General features: G+C 34.1%; 14 protein-coding genes and 1 pseudogene. 2 read left to right on the top strand and 13 right to left on the bottom strand.

Annotated features, from left to right (window positions below; genetic code table 11):
* Positions 1-116 precede the first annotated feature (116 nt).
* Positions 117-1007, bottom strand: a complete 891-nt coding sequence (locus ISP02_RS00340) for an alpha/beta hydrolase (RefSeq protein WP_195719647.1) — start codon at positions 1005-1007, stop codon at positions 117-119.
* Between the two features lie 201 nt (positions 1008-1208).
* On the opposite strand from ISP02_RS00340, the gene ISP02_RS00335 reads away from it, so the two are divergent.
* Positions 1209-1937 (top strand): NAD-dependent protein deacylase, encoded by a 729-nt coding sequence (locus tag ISP02_RS00335; RefSeq protein WP_195719645.1) that lies wholly within the window; start codon positions 1209-1211, stop codon positions 1935-1937.
* 115 nt (positions 1938-2052) lie between these two features.
* Positions 2053-2919 (top strand): hypothetical protein, encoded by an 867-nt coding sequence (locus ISP02_RS00330; protein WP_328805996.1) that lies wholly within the window; start codon positions 2053-2055, stop codon positions 2917-2919.
* A 68-nt stretch (positions 2920-2987) separates the two neighbouring features.
* On the opposite strand, the gene rbsK is transcribed toward ISP02_RS00330, so the two are convergent.
* The 12 genes and pseudogenes from rbsK to cntL form a co-directional block, all read right to left on the bottom strand.
* The gene (gene rbsK / locus ISP02_RS00325) at positions 2988-3896 is read right to left on the bottom strand and encodes a ribokinase (protein ID WP_195719644.1); all 909 of its coding nucleotides are present in this window, start codon (positions 3894-3896) and stop codon (positions 2988-2990) included.
* A gap of 21 nt (positions 3897-3917) precedes the next feature.
* A complete protein-coding gene (rbsD, locus tag ISP02_RS00320; protein ID WP_195719643.1) occupies positions 3918-4322 on the bottom strand; it encodes a D-ribose pyranase in 405 nt (134 codons plus the stop codon).
* An 18-nt stretch (positions 4323-4340) separates the two neighbouring features.
* Complete coding sequence (gene rbsU / locus ISP02_RS00315) at positions 4341-5222, bottom strand: ribose/proton symporter RbsU (RefSeq protein ID WP_061854042.1); 882 nt, start codon at positions 5220-5222, stop codon at positions 4341-4343.
* A gap of 154 nt (positions 5223-5376) precedes the next feature.
* Positions 5377-6369 carry a ribose utilization transcriptional repressor RbsR gene (gene rbsR / locus ISP02_RS00310; protein ID WP_195719642.1) on the bottom strand — a complete coding sequence of 331 codons (993 nt, stop codon included), beginning with the start codon at positions 6367-6369 and terminating at the stop codon, positions 5377-5379.
* A gap of 153 nt (positions 6370-6522) precedes the next feature.
* On the bottom strand, positions 6523-7710 hold the full coding sequence (gene cntE / locus ISP02_RS00305) for a staphylopine family metallophore export MFS transporter CntE (protein WP_195719641.1): 1188 nt from the start codon (positions 7708-7710) through the stop codon (positions 6523-6525).
* 11 nt (positions 7711-7721) lie between these two features.
* Positions 7722-8471: an ABC transporter ATP-binding protein gene (locus tag ISP02_RS00300; protein ID WP_195719640.1), complete on the bottom strand. Its 750-nt coding sequence runs from the start codon at positions 8469-8471 to the stop codon at positions 7722-7724.
* On the bottom strand, positions 8464-9279 hold the full coding sequence (gene cntD / locus ISP02_RS00295) for a staphylopine uptake ABC transporter ATP-binding protein CntD (protein ID WP_195719639.1): 816 nt from the start codon (positions 9277-9279) through the stop codon (positions 8464-8466). Before cntD ends, ISP02_RS00300 begins: the two co-directional genes overlap by 8 nt.
* On the bottom strand, positions 9276-10145 hold the full coding sequence (gene cntC / locus ISP02_RS00290) for a staphylopine uptake ABC transporter permease subunit CntC (protein WP_195719638.1): 870 nt from the start codon (positions 10143-10145) through the stop codon (positions 9276-9278). The genes cntD and cntC overlap by 4 nt, the downstream gene beginning before the upstream one ends.
* Positions 10145-11077: a nickel/cobalt ABC transporter permease gene (gene opp1B / locus ISP02_RS00285; protein WP_195719637.1), complete on the bottom strand. Its 933-nt coding sequence runs from the start codon at positions 11075-11077 to the stop codon at positions 10145-10147. Before opp1B ends, cntC begins: the two co-directional genes overlap by 1 nt.
* Positions 11078-11089: 12 nt before the next feature.
* On the bottom strand, positions 11090-12688 hold the full coding sequence (gene cntA, locus ISP02_RS00280) for a staphylopine-dependent metal ABC transporter substrate-binding lipoprotein CntA (protein WP_195719636.1): 1599 nt from the start codon (positions 12686-12688) through the stop codon (positions 11090-11092).
* A 102-nt stretch (positions 12689-12790) separates the two neighbouring features.
* Positions 12791-14089 (bottom strand): staphylopine biosynthesis dehydrogenase, encoded by a 1299-nt coding sequence (gene cntM, locus ISP02_RS00275; RefSeq protein WP_195719635.1) that lies wholly within the window; start codon positions 14087-14089, stop codon positions 12791-12793.
* Positions 14082-14825, bottom strand: a pseudogene (cntL, locus tag ISP02_RS00270) (staphylopine biosynthesis enzyme CntL); the annotation flags it as partial. The gene cntM and the pseudogene cntL, both read right to left, overlap by 8 nt.
* Positions 14826-14920: the final 95 nt, after the last annotated feature.

Below are 14920 nucleotides of genomic sequence, written 5' to 3'. Positions count from 1 at the left end.
ATTGAAAAAGTAGCTAAATATTAAAAAAGACTCGCCATAATATTGACGAATCCCTCTAAAATTAAAGAAAAGTATATTTGCTTAAAAGAAGAAACATGAGATATTCTTATCTTAAACTAATCATCATTCCTCCACAGAAAGTCTATTAATTCATTAGCAACTTTGCTGTTTTCATGTAATTCACTATGTTGTGCTTTTTGCCCTTCATATTTTGACTCTTTGTAGCTTTTAGGACTATTTCCCAGTAAATATTTTAATGATTTTGAGGAACTATTCGATACACGTCCATCAGAGTGCGTGCCGTCTTGTATATCTCCATAAATATTTAATACTGAGATATGTTTTCCTTTATAAATTTCTTTTAGTTTAAGTAGTTGTTGGTAAGGTTGATTCATACGACTTGGTTTACCATTTTTATCAACTGAAATTTCATTTACTTTTTCATTTAAATTCAACACGCCATTAAACGTACCAGCGATGTTTACTTGTTTGTTTAATTGAGGCAATGAATGATCATCGCCATATAAATACATATAGTTGGCAAAAGATAAATTACCCATCGAGTGTCCTACGAAGTTAAACTTTTTAATTTTATATTCATCTTGTAATTTCACCAAGACATTTTTAATCCACTTTGCATTTATGTCATAATCGCCTTGCTTATTATTTTCCAACACGACTTGAACGACAGGATTCTTTGCATTCTTTTTCAGCTTTCCTTTTAACTGAACTTGGCCATTATTACTCACCACAGCCGTTATGACATTCTTTGTTGCGCCCTTTCTCTTAGCCTGATTCACCATATATTTCTCGGAATTTAGCGTCCCTGCATAACCATGTAAAAATAACGTTGGTGTTTGGCTTTTTATATATTTTGAATGTTGTGTATGTTGCTTACGTTCTTGTTGATTAGAATTTGATTGGCTTTTATTCATCCCGAATGTGATTAATGACACAATAACAACGATAACTATTAAACTACTGCCTAAAATCCATAACTTCTTCACTACATTGACCTCTATTCTCAATATTTTGTATTTATTATAATGCAAGTTAATAAAAATTTCTTTAATTAGCTCAAGATTTTAGTAATATGGCCGTTAAATTTAATTTTATGTTTGCTAAAGCAATTGCTTATATCTAAAATTATTATATGTAGAATTGATATAAGCACAATGCTAGTCATATTGTTAAATGGAGTGTTATAAATGGAAAACAATATCGAACAATTAAAAGATATTATTAATAATTCTAATAAAATCACATTTTTTACAGGGGCAGGTATATCTGTAGCAAGTGGTATTCCAGACTTTCGCTCTATGGGTGGCCTTTTCGATGAAATTTCAAAAGAGGGCTATTCTCCTGAATATTTATTAAGTGCCGATTATTTACAAGATGATCCAACAGGATTTATGAATTTTTGTCATAAACGCTTATTATATACTGATAAACAGCCTAATAATGTACATCAGTGGATTGCTGAGCTAGAAAAAAGTAATCAATCTCTAGGCGTCATTACCCAAAACATTGATGGGCTCCATTCAGTTGCTGGTAGTGAAAAAGTCGACGAATTACATGGTACGTTAAATCATTTTTATTGTATTAATTGCCATAAAGACTATTCGCAATCCTATGTCATTACTAATGATTTACGTCATTGTGAAGCATGCGATAGTGCTATTAGACCTGATATTGTACTTTACGGGGAAATGCTTAATCAAGAAACCATAGTTAATGCCCTAAATAAGATACAACAAGCCGATACGCTAGTCGTACTCGGATCGTCACTTGTAGTCCAACCAGCAGCAGGACTTATTTCAAATTTCGAAGGTCAAAACCTCATTATAATTAATAAAGAGCCCACACCTTATGATAGAGATGCAAACTTAGTTTTCCATGAAGACATGGTTACTGTAATTAATGAATTAAACAAATAACAATTTAAAATCCCCTTTCCAAATTGAAATATTTTAAATTAATTGTGATAATACACAACATTTTGTGTATAATATTAATTAAAAGATTTAATTATTTATCAAAGGGGATTTTTTTGTGAAATTAAAATATTTGGCTGCTAGCGCACTCTTAGCTTCAATGGTTTTATCGGCGTGTGATATTAATATTAATACTGGATCAAGTAATGATTCTAAAAGTTCTAAAGAAGACGCGCAATCTAGCAATAGTAAGAAAAACAACGACAATGAGTCATCAAATAATAACTCTTCTTCGTCATCTAATAGTAATAATCACAACGAAACTACAAATTCTAATGCGCATTATGCTAAAGTTTGGATTTCGGTCATCGAGGAGAGTGGTGGCACTGTAGACCCTTCTAATACTGAAATCGGCCATGAAGATGTATCCGGTAAAGCGCTAAACCCATATAATAAAAGTGCTTCAGCGAAATTCCCTAGTGGTACACAATTATTATCAGGTACACCAACGGCAGCTGGGCAAGTAACGTATCAAGATAATAACGATGGTACAGTGACTGTTTACAACGTTCCAAGTCATTTTCAAAATAAAGGTTGGGATGAAGATGGTTATACAGAACGTGAGTCTAACCGTATTCTAAATAATCCTAAAACAGTTAAACTTCAAGACCTGTCACAAAGCACAATTAACGCTTGGACAAATGTTATTTCGGAAACAAGTGGCTATGGCGATATGAGTAGTACCGATAGTGATAGCGATGACAGCGGTGAAAAAGTAACAAGAGATAATGTTATTGATAAAGTGGAAGACTTTGAAGGACATACTTTAGATACTTCTACATATAAATATAAAGAGCCTGAGCAAAATGAAGATGGAGAATGGGGATTCTCCTTTACCGATAAAGACGGCGACCTTGCAGGTTCATATATTGTAGATAAAGATGGCGATGTCACTAAATATGACGAAAACGGCGATCCTGAATAAAATCATAATTTATTAAATTAAAAACAACCTCCTGACTCACTTTAATTTAGTGTCAGGAGGTTTATTAATTATTGTACTTCTTTAGCTAATGGGATTGATGCTTGGGCACCACTACGCTGTACTGTAACTGATGCTGCTTTATTTGCATAATCGATGGCCTCAGTTAAATTTAAATCACTCATATCAAACTTGCTGACGAACGCTCCGATAAATGTGTCACCTGCTGCAGTTGTATCTAAAGCATTCACTTTATACGCTTCAACAAATCCAGAGTCCTCTTTCACGGCATAATAAGTTCCCTGCTCACCTATCGTAATAATGACTACCTTTATGCCTAATTCTAAAAAGTACTTCGCATTTTGTTCCATTGATGCTTTATCATCAACAGAAATACCTGATAATATTGCGGCTTCAAATTCATTAGGTATAATCACATCGGTTAACGCCAATAATTCTTCTGGTAAAGTTTCTGCAGGTGCTGGATTTAATATCGTCGTAACCCCGGCATCTCTAGCAATTTTGAAAGCTTGGATTATCGCGTCTACAGGAACTTCTAATTGAGCAACGACATAATCTGATTGTGCAATCTCGTCTTTTGCCGTATTTACGTCTTCCGGTGTTATAGCCATATTAGCCCCACCATATACATATATCGTGTTATGACCTTCAGCATCAACCGTGATAAAAGCTTGCCCTGTGTCGGCAGTGTCAGATTTTGAAATATATTGCGTATTAATGCCAGCTTCTTTGAAATCATCAAACATAAAGTTAGCTAAATCATCTTTACCGACTTTGGAAATGAAGGTAGTTTGTGCGTTCAATCGAGCTGAAGCTATCGCTTGGTTAGCACCTTTTCCTCCGCCAAAAGCTTTCTGTGCATTATCAACATGTAACGTTTCTCCCGGTTTTGCATAACGTTCAACTGACAAAAATTGATCCACATTTGTTGATCCTAAAACGACTACTTTGTTTGTCATGACTTACTCTCTCCCTTAATATTAAAATGTAACGTTAGATTCTAAAATAATATTTGAAAATGGTGTGATTTCTCCAGTACGTATATTCCCTTTATTCAATGGATGGCTAAGATATTCTTTCATTGTTGAATGCGGAATAAATTCAATTTCAACATCATCTTCAATTAATGCTTTAATTTGCTTTAATTGTTGCGCATTTTGAGTTTTAATTTCCTCGGCTAAATAAATTTTTTGTATTTTCATTTCTGCTAAGACAGTTTTCAGTACGTCTATAAATAATGGTAATTCTTTTGTCACAGCTAAATCAATTCTTCTGTCGTCATTAGGTATTGCCATACCTGCGTCATTAATTGTTAATAAATCAAAATGGCCGATTGTGGCAATTGCTTTGGATACATTACTGTTAAGCATTTCTGTTTTTTTCATAGTTATCGCTCCTAATTACTATTTAATAAATACCGTTACTGTTGCCGCTACTAAAATAAGTACTAAACCAATAATAGTAATAACCATTTCTTTCGAAGTCTTACGTTGGTTTAAGAAGTAAATACCTGTTAACGTTGCTAACACGACTGAAGTTTGAGAAAGTACGAAACCAGTAGCTAAACCATTCATATCTGGCTGCGCCGAAATTAAATAAGTTAATGCTGCAAAAGCAAAGAAGAAGCCTGAAATAATTTGCAACCATGTTATCTTATTGGTAAACGCGTTTTCTTTTTTCATGTTAATTAAGCCATAAACGACTGCTACTATAACCATACCAATCGCCTGTGGTAGGAATGCTGCTTTACCACCGATATCAGTTGCTTGAGGTGCTGCTGAATATAACCAATAGCCGATTTCCCCAATTAATAAAATAACGACTGCTTTTTTCAAATAATTACTACTAGTAGCTTCAGTCTTTTCACTCCATACCGTCATACGTGCACCAATTAAAATAACGATTAACGCACTAAAACCAATAATTTTATGTGAAATGCCAGGCCAGTTTCCTAAAGCAAAGACGCCCCAAAGTGAAGCACCTAATAATTGGAAAGCTGTTGTTACTGGCATCGCTCTTGATGAACCTATGTACTCAAAAGCTTTAAACGTCATAATTTGACCAAAACTCCAACCAGCTCCTGACAATATCGCGAAAAATAAATCCATTCCCGTTGGAAAGCTATGTCCGGTAGATAGATAAAAGACTCCAGCAAAAATTAAAGTTCCTATCGTTGTTCCAATAATTTGATTTACCGGTTTACCACCAAATTTTGATGCTATAGTAGGAAATAACCCCCAACCTATTAATGGTCCTAACCCAATCAATAATGCTACTACGTTCATTTCTTACACCTCTCTATATTTAGTAAAAGCATTTTTAAAATAAGTAAAACGTTTTACTAAAATATAACACTTCCTTTCTAAAATGTATACGCTTTCTTTTTATTTTTTTATAGTTAAAAAGCCCTAAAAGCTAAATTGACTTTTAGGGCGCTACTTATTTTAGTCTTTGCGTTGTTTCCCGCACTATTATTTGTGTAGGTAATTCAATTTTCTCTGTTTTACTACTTAAACCTTCTACTTTTTCAATAATAAGCTTTAATGCAACCTTACCAATGTCGTCCATAGGTTGCGCAATTGTCGTTAAAGCTGGATTCATATATTTGGCAAAATCAATATCATCATAACCAATAATTGAAATATCTTCAGGTACCGTAATGCCTTTGTCTATTAATGCGCGTATGGCACCTATAGCAATTTCATCATTTATCGCAAAAATGCCAGTCACTTTTTTACTAATAATTTGACCGACGGCATTTCTACCACCAAGTTTTGATAATTCCGTATCTATCTTTACAGGCATAGAGATATTACAAGCATCACAATACTCCTCAAAACCGCTAATTCTGTCTTTCATGTTAGCCATTAGTTCGTAAGGTTGTATAATTGCAAGGTTAGTATGCCCGTAGTCTATTAAATGCTTTGCGGCTGACTTTCCACCTTCATGTTCATTTGTACGTATGATATCGGTGAAGCCATTATCTTCACTTTGGTCCAAAACCACATACGGCACTTTATGTTTATTTAAATACGCATTTAAATTTTCAGGTTTATCTATAAATCGGCCAATGACCAGTCCGTCTACACCGTGCTCTACCAAATGTTTTATATTCTCTTCCAATCCTTTATTAATGGTCGTTAAAAATATAATCTCAACGTCGTCCGGCTTATGTTGATCCATACTTTGCATAATAGTTGAGAAAAAAGGGTTCGTTAAACTTGGCAGTAATACGCCAATTAATTTGGTTTTAGTTCCACGTAATTGTTGCGCATTTTTATTTGGTATATAGCCCAGTCTTTCCTTTGCCTCTAACACCTTTTTTATTGTAGCTTGTGAGAAACGCTGCTTATTATCATTCAGAATATGAGAAACAGCAGTTACAGATACACCCGCTTCCCCAGCCACATCTCTAATAGATACTTTTTTCATGATTCATTACCCCTTGCATTGCTAAACGTGTTTTAATAACAAGTTTATCACACTATAGCTATGAACCAATGTAAATGCACTGAGATTGAGCACGGATTGCTATTGCTCTATAGAAGTGATCGCAAAATCGACAAGCGTTTTATTTATGTGAGATTAACTTTTAGCCACAATATTTGAGCGTTTCAACATGCTTATTACCATAGTGCAAAATACGAGAACACCACAAATAAAATACATCCATTTAAAGCCTACTAAGTCTGATATCGGTCCCATCACGGCACTTCCTAGAGAAATCCCTAAATCTGCACAAGCGATAAATAAACCTAACAACATATTGCGACCTACTTTAGGCAACACAATACTTAGATAAGAAGTTAATGAAGGGTAGACCATCGCTTGCGTTATCCCTACCAATACAGCACTCGCGTAGAAAACACTGACGCCTACTTGTGGTCCGAGTGCTATGACAAATGAGGCAATGACAAGTAATGATAATACCGACACCATATACTTTGGGTGCCATAAACCATCTGAAGGAATATATTTTCTTAAATAAAATCTCGCTGCAACGACTGCAATAGCTTGAAGCGTTAAAAAAATGCCAGCATGAGCAAATTCAAATTTCAATGTATATAATGGCATAAAAGTACTCACTGCACCAAAAACAATCGACACAATAATCATAATCAAACCACTATTCAGTAATTCTTTATTTTTAAAAAATTGCACATATACCGTTACAGCATTGAATGGCAATTTTTCAATTTTCTCGGTGGTATTCGGCTCTTGTTCATTAAATGTTATACGATAACCAAAGATTGTTGTACATATAACAATAACAATAATGACAACGGCAAAAAGTGTCATATTATCAGCATGCCAAATACCCACAGCGATTAGTGGACCAATCAAATTTGGAATAGTAGAAAACAATGAATACAACGATACACCTTCTGAACGATGTTTTTCTGGCAAAGCATCGATAATACCTAGTTGTAATGACATTGAGAAAAATGCAGTACATACACCCTGCATAACGCGAGCTAAAAAGTAGCCTTCTAACCCAGTGAAACCATATAAAATTAACGCTGTCGTATTGATAAGTAGAATGATGCGCAATATTTTAATGGGGCCTACTCGAGCAATAATCTGTCCGGCCCATGGGCGAAAGAACATTGCCGTTATCATATAAGCGCCCATCACAATACCAATCTGTGTATTTGTGGCACCTAAATCATGACCTCGTAATGGTATAAAGACGTTCAAAATCGCATTAGCACTAAAGAACATCAATGTTAATATATATAATCTTAAAAAAGTCCAAGACATAGCACCTTTCATCTTCTCACTCCTTAGAATGATAGCTGTTTATCAATTAATGCTGTCGTATAAGCATTATGACTGTGATGTAAGTCAGCTGTTTTTATTTGTTCTTCGATTTTGCCACTTTTAAAAATAATTAATTGCTCACATAAATAAGTGGCAGCTTGTATATCATGTGTGATAAAAATATAGCTTAACTTTCGTTTGGAGCGTAGACGTATCAATAGATCTAGTATTTGAATTTGAATAGACATATCAAGAGAACTAATCGCCTCATCAAACAAAATATATTTAGGTTTTAAACTTATCGCTCGTGCTATAGCGACTCGCTGTGCTTCACCACCGGATAACATAGTTGGATATTTATCCATATATGCCTTAGACAACCCTACTTCTTCAAGTAACGCAATGGCTTGTGTTTCTTTTCCTAATTTATCTCGAACGCCACAATGACATAAAACTTCAAACAATATCTCTCTAATAGTTTGGAAGGGATGTAATGAAGATGTATAATCTTGAAAAACTGCAGCAATCTGGCCACGACGTATTTTTTTCTTATGTATTGGTTTACCATCTAATATAATCGTACCTTTGTCTGGCTTTTCTATTCCTAAAATCAATCTACTGAGCGTTGATTTTCCACTTCCACTTTCACCTATAATTGCAATAGTTTCACCAAGAGGACATTGAAACGATACCCCTTTTATAATGGGTGCTTGCCTACGACGAAAGAGTCTTGAACTACCATATGACTTTTCAACATTCTTAATTTCAAGCATTAATGTCACCTCTCATCACACGTTTAAAGTGTTCATTCATCTTCTTTTTTGTCGACAATAAATATTTAGTATATTCCTCCTTAGGATTTGAAAAGACAATTTCTTTTCTTCCTTCTTCAATAAGTCGTCCACTTTTCATCACGACAACTCGATCAGCAATTTTATTAATCACTGATAAGTCATGTGAAATAAAAATTATAGCGCAGTCGAGATGGTCTTTAATTTGTTGAAATGTTGCCAATACATCGTATTGGGTAATCGTATCTAGTGCTGTTGTTGGCTCATCTGCAATAATTAATTTCGGTTGTAATGCCAATGCTAGAGTTATCATTAAACGTTGCAACATACCGCCGGACAACATATACGGATAAGACTTTAATACGTGTTTAGGATTGTTTAAGCTCATGTGCTCCATATGCTCTATCAAAGTAGCTTCAATTTCTTTTATCGATAAATTAGTATGTACTTTCATTGTTTCAAACATTTGTTTACCTACAGTCGTCGATGGATCAAATGCACGGCTACCTTGCTGCATAATCATCGCAATATCTTTGCCTCTATGCTTTTTCAATTGATGTTCGGAGAGCTTTAACATATCTATCCCATCAAAATTTACTGACCCTTCAATTTTTAAACGTGCTGGATTCAATCCAATTAGCGATTTGCAAGTAATTGACTTTCCACTTCCACTCTCGCCAATAATGCCTAATGTTTCACCTTTGTTTAATGTGAAGTGGACATCTTTAACGAGTATCGTATCAGTCCATGTGTCTATAATTTTTAATTGATTAACAGATAATAATGTCATGAGCCTTCCACCTCTTTCTTCATGCCATTTAATTTTTCTTTAGAAGAAATTCGTGGATCAATTGTCATTTGTATAGCATCTGATAAAAAGTTGAATACCATCACAATAATGGCAATAGCAATGGCAGGTGCAAACATCAATTCTGGATGTGTGAACATTACTTTTCTTGATTCATTCAACATCATGCCCCATTCAGCAGTAGGCGCCTTCACACCCAAACCTAAAAATGAAAATCCTGATATTTGCAGTATCATTGAACACATCGAACTACTAGAAATAATAGCGATATCAGCAAGTGTTAATGGCATGATATGCTTATATATTATCTTCAAATCATTCATACCAATAGCATTAGCAAATTTAACATGATTAGCAGCCGTATATTGCATAACGCTTGTACGAATAATACGACAAAACCATGCCCAACGCGTTAATATAAATGCCAAAATAATGTTTTCTATACCTATTCCAAAAAGTGCAATCAATGCTAGAGTCAATACATAGCTCGGAAATGCTAGCATTACATCACATATACGCATGATCAAAGCATCGATATAACCTTTAAAATACCCAGACACAAAACCCAGCATTGCACCGATTAATACAGAGAGAAACAAGGCTACAAATACATACATTAAGCTTGGTCTTATCGCATAAATCAGTCTTGTTAATACATCTCTACCTAAATGATCTGTTCCTAACAAATGGCGCAAACTTATACCAGCAAATTTATTTGTAGTATCTATATGATTAGGTTCATACAATGTTACTAATGGCGCTGCTAACCCTAAAAACATATATACACCAATAATGGCCATGGGAACTATTATCTTTGTGTCTCGAAATAAACCTTTAGAAAAAATCATCATAGCGCCTCCCTTAATCTTGGATTTAAAAGCGCATTAATGATATCTGCAAGCGTATTAAAAACTATAAACAAAATTGCTACGATTAATACATACGCTTGTATAACGGGAAAGTCATGTTCTAATATAGCTTTAAGACTTAATTGGCCTAGGCCCGGCCAAGCAAATACATATTCTATAACTACTAGTCCCCCCATAATCATCGGTATCGACATACAAAAGATTGATACTGCAACCTGTAATGCATTACGCAAGACATGGAGCATTAAGGTAATTGATTTAACACCACATGCTCTCAAATAAAGTACGTACGCTTCATTCAATTGTTCTATTATCGAACTTCTTATATTTCTAAAATAAATACTGGCATAGGTAATGGTAATAACAGTAACTGGTAATATGTAACTTTCAGGTCCCGATAAACCTGAAGTCGGTAGTAAGTTTAATTTCACTGATACATAAATAATTAATATTGAAGCAACCCAATATGATGGTAATGATGTTAGAAAAAAAGCAACTGAACGAATAGTATAATCAGTAATCTTTCCTCTAGTTAGTGCACTAACGACGCCTAATACTATTGATGTAATTATTACTGCAATACTAGAAATTATCGTTAATTTCAAAGTGTTTATGAATGCAGAACTAATGCGTTGAGCCACAGGGTCACCAGTAATATAACTCGTGCCGAAATTGAACTGCACTGCTTGAACCAACCAATTTTTATACTGAATAAGTAGTGGCTCGTTTAAACCATATTTTTTATTAGTTTCCGCAATAAGTTCAGGAGTTACATTTGGTGTGCCTTGCGCATGCAAAATAGTTACAGCTGGGTTTGCATCTGTGATATAAGTTAGTAAAAAAGTCATAAAACTTACTACAATCATCAATGGAAACATAAGTGCAATACGTTTTAAGATAAACTTGAACATATCAGTACTCCTTTATTTATACTGCATCTCGTTAAACGGTAATTCATATTGTGACTGTGTAAATGAAACTTTCTCTAAATCTTTAGGTGCAACAACTGTCATATTGCCATGTGAAATTGGTATAAATACTCCCTCATCATCAATCTGTTGTAATATGTTTTTATATGCTGCTGAACGCATTTTGTCATTTTGAATTTTAAATACATTATCAATTTCGCCATATAATTTATCTTTATTCGCAATACCTGCAGTGGCACTTTCGTAACCATTTTTAGCTTTAAATGCAGCTACTGTACTTTGTGGATCATACAACAATCCCCAAGTTTGGTTAAACATTAAATCATAATCTCCGGAAGTACGACGTTCAGCAATTTTGTCTGAAGTTTCGCCATTAATATTTAATTTAACACCCATTTTTTTAAATTCTGCCTGTAAAAACTCAGCTTGTTCTTTTTGACTCGAAGAACCTTTGTCATAGACCATTGACATTGCAAGTGCTTTACCGTTTTTTTCACGCACATCACTATCTTTCGTTTTTTTCCAACCTGCCTCATCCAATAACGATGCTGCTTTTTTAATATTATATTGACGTGTAGGGATATCAAAATTAATATCAGCGACATTTTTAGCAAATAATTGTGTTGCAGGCTTTTCTTGTCCATCTAAAATTTCTTTAGTAATTTTATCTCTGTTAATCATATGCCCAATTGCCTGTCTCACAGTCTTATCACTTACGGTACTATTGTTCTTACCAGAGTTTACTACTAACATTTTCGTATTCATTGATTGACTCTTTTTCACTTGATAATCGCCTGTGTCTTTTAATTGTTTTAAAGCGTCTTTATCTAAGCTATCCGTACCTCTATCGTCAGTAAAAGCAAAGTTTGTTTCCCCTTTTTTCATAGATAAGAAAGCCGTCTCGCCAGCCGGTACCACCTTTGCTTGCACCTTGTTTAATTTAGGCTTTTCTCCCCAATAATCATTATTTTTCAGGAAATTTGCTGACTCATCTTTTTTGTGTTCACCTAATTTAAATGGACCGGTGCCATCAAAACGTTTTACGCCATCTTTTGTAGTACCATTTTTAAAATCTTTAGGAGACACAAAAACGTAAGGTCTTGGCATAGCTAATTCTGCCAAAGTAGGCTGATAAGCTTCTTTTAAATTGATTTCTACAGTATATTTATTTTTAACGTTAACGTCATTAATCAAAGTCGATATTTTCAGCCAAGAATGTAATTTTTTATTCTGTTGGACAGCTTCTATATTTTTCTTAACTGCTTCAGCATCAAATCGTTCTCCGTCATGGAATTTCACATCTTCACGTAGATAGAAAGTATACGTTTTGCCATCCTTTGACACATCCCATTTCTTTGCTAATAGTGGCTTGATACCTGCTTTAGTATTACGAACTAATGGTTCATAAATCATAGCTTCTGCAGACATAGAGCCACCATAAACATGCGGATTCATATCACCGATATCTTTAACTGTTGTATAAGTTAATTGTTTATTCTTTTTCTTATCTTCCAGTTCTTTATCGTTACCACAACCAGTTAATATCACTCCTGATATCAGTAACATCGAACTTAATTTTGCTAGTTTTCTCATGCTTTTTCCTCTTTCCGTATAGAAAAATTGTGTTGGTTATTTTATGTAATGTCCAAAATCATTTAATAATTTGTGCCTTTAGCAAACTGTCATGTCACACTGCTAAACTATCTTTTTTATTTCTAAAAATCTTGTAATTAAATCCATATCTTCTTTAAAAAGTTCTATATCAAATTGTGATGACAAGCGTTGATCTGGATGCTCTAATCTGTATCTTTGACAGCGCTCAATATACCTTTGTAAAAACTTATCTATCATTGGTGTAGCAATACCAAGAAGTTTTGCAATATGTTGAATAATAGCTGTTCGATAATAATCTTCACTAGGCATACGAGGTATACGTATTATTTGTTGTTCATCTTGATCAACCCTTTGTATAGGAACTGCGGAAAAATCAAAATAACGTCCCTTATTATCTGGTTTTGAAAATGGATCAATGAGAATTGCAGAATATCTCACATACAATAAATATTCTTGTAATATATTTGGCAATGTTTCAAAGTTTTCAATGTTATCTTTATCTATCGATTCTGCTTTCACAGGGTAATTTTCTTTTGTCATAAATTCCAACAGGTTAATTGTAGGTACATTTAACTTTTGCGTTATAGTCGATATTTCTTTCCACATCAATCGCATTTCGTGAATCAATGTCATCGTAATTGGTCCTTCAGGAAACAATTTATAAATATATACTGGTACTTTTGTGCCATCAAATACGGCGGTTAATGAGAAATCATTCATAAATAATGGTGGATGTAAGTATAGGGAACTGTTGCGCGACTCAGCATGTAGTGGCGATGCCATAACTGACATCTTTATTTTCAATCGTTGAAATAAATCTTTTAGATATCCTGTCATTTCTGAAAACTCATGATTAGATCCCATATATATTTTAGTTTTAACGCCAGTGGTTAATACTCGATTAGGAGCCATGTGATTAATGACTCGTGTATCTCCTATATATGTTGAATAGGAGATAACTTCAATATCTTTATTGAACTTCATAATAAATTGTTCAACAATCATGTGAGAACCGAACGTTGGCGATACTAAAACAATATGCTTAATATTTTCTAAAGTTGGTGTAGGTAATTGTCGTAATACATTGTGATAAGCGTCGGCCGTACAGGCCATAATAACTGTGTCGTACTCGTCCTTCACTTGACTTAAATCACCATATAAATTATTAACCTGGAATTGCCCAGTTAAATGCTGATGTATCGCGTTCTGAGCCATTACCTCAAAATACCCGTCACGTTTATATGCTTGAAATAAACGTTGAGATTTAGTAGAAGTAGTAGCACGTCCTACCATATCAATGATTGTATCCGTATATTTATAACAAATGTTAGCCAGTTGAATAGCTACTGGCCCCGTCCCAATGATTAATATTTTAGACATCTTTTACACCTACTTTGATTGCTGCCTTCTTATAGAACGCAATATCAAAAATCTGATAAGGTCTTATCCGTTTATCAACACAGTGCCACTTGTTTGCATCAGGAGATTGCGAAGGAAAATTAAATAACTTTTTAATCCCATCACCATAACGCATTGCTACAACAATATCCTCGTTTGTGAGTGCATATAGCTCGTCTAATATATCGTACTTAATCGGAACTGTGGAACTAAAAATCACATGCGTGACATCTTTAATATCTTGCACTTGATCTACGGTATGTTCTGTAATTTCAATATCGTCATTTGGAGCTAAAATCTTAACAATACGTTGAGCTAAATCCACTGCTTGTGAATCTATATCAATACCAATGACTGAGGCACCCGTTTTTTTAGCAACTTGAATTAATGTCATAGGATAAGCTCCTGCTCCGACCAATAACAATTTGTCTTCATTAGTAATTTGCCATTGTCCAAACTCTTCCTCAATACAGTGCTCGACATTGTTAAAATAACCAGAGTGAGACGCCTTACCCTCTAAAAATCGTCGTGCACGAATAATTTCAACTTGTTTTACGCATAGTGCAGTAATGTTTTGGAGTTGATGCGTTAAATATGCTTTTGTTTGTTCATCTTCCCACGTTTCATATTGTTGTTTATGTGTTGTATTCACAATGAATCGACTATAATCATCAACTAATGCTTCTAATGCATCTATGTAATGTTTATCTTTTAAAATATTGAATATCGTTGTTAACTAACAATGAACAGTACAAAAAGCCAAATTCTTAAATGATTTATCAAATCGTAATTGTTACGATTTAACACAAATAA

The organism is Staphylococcus durrellii (genome assembly GCF_015594545.1).
In the GTDB taxonomy this organism is placed as follows: Bacteria; Bacillota; Bacilli; order Staphylococcales; family Staphylococcaceae; genus Staphylococcus; species Staphylococcus durrellii.
Note: the sequence above shows the minus strand (reverse complement) of the source record. Positions and strands in the feature narration are given on the sequence as shown.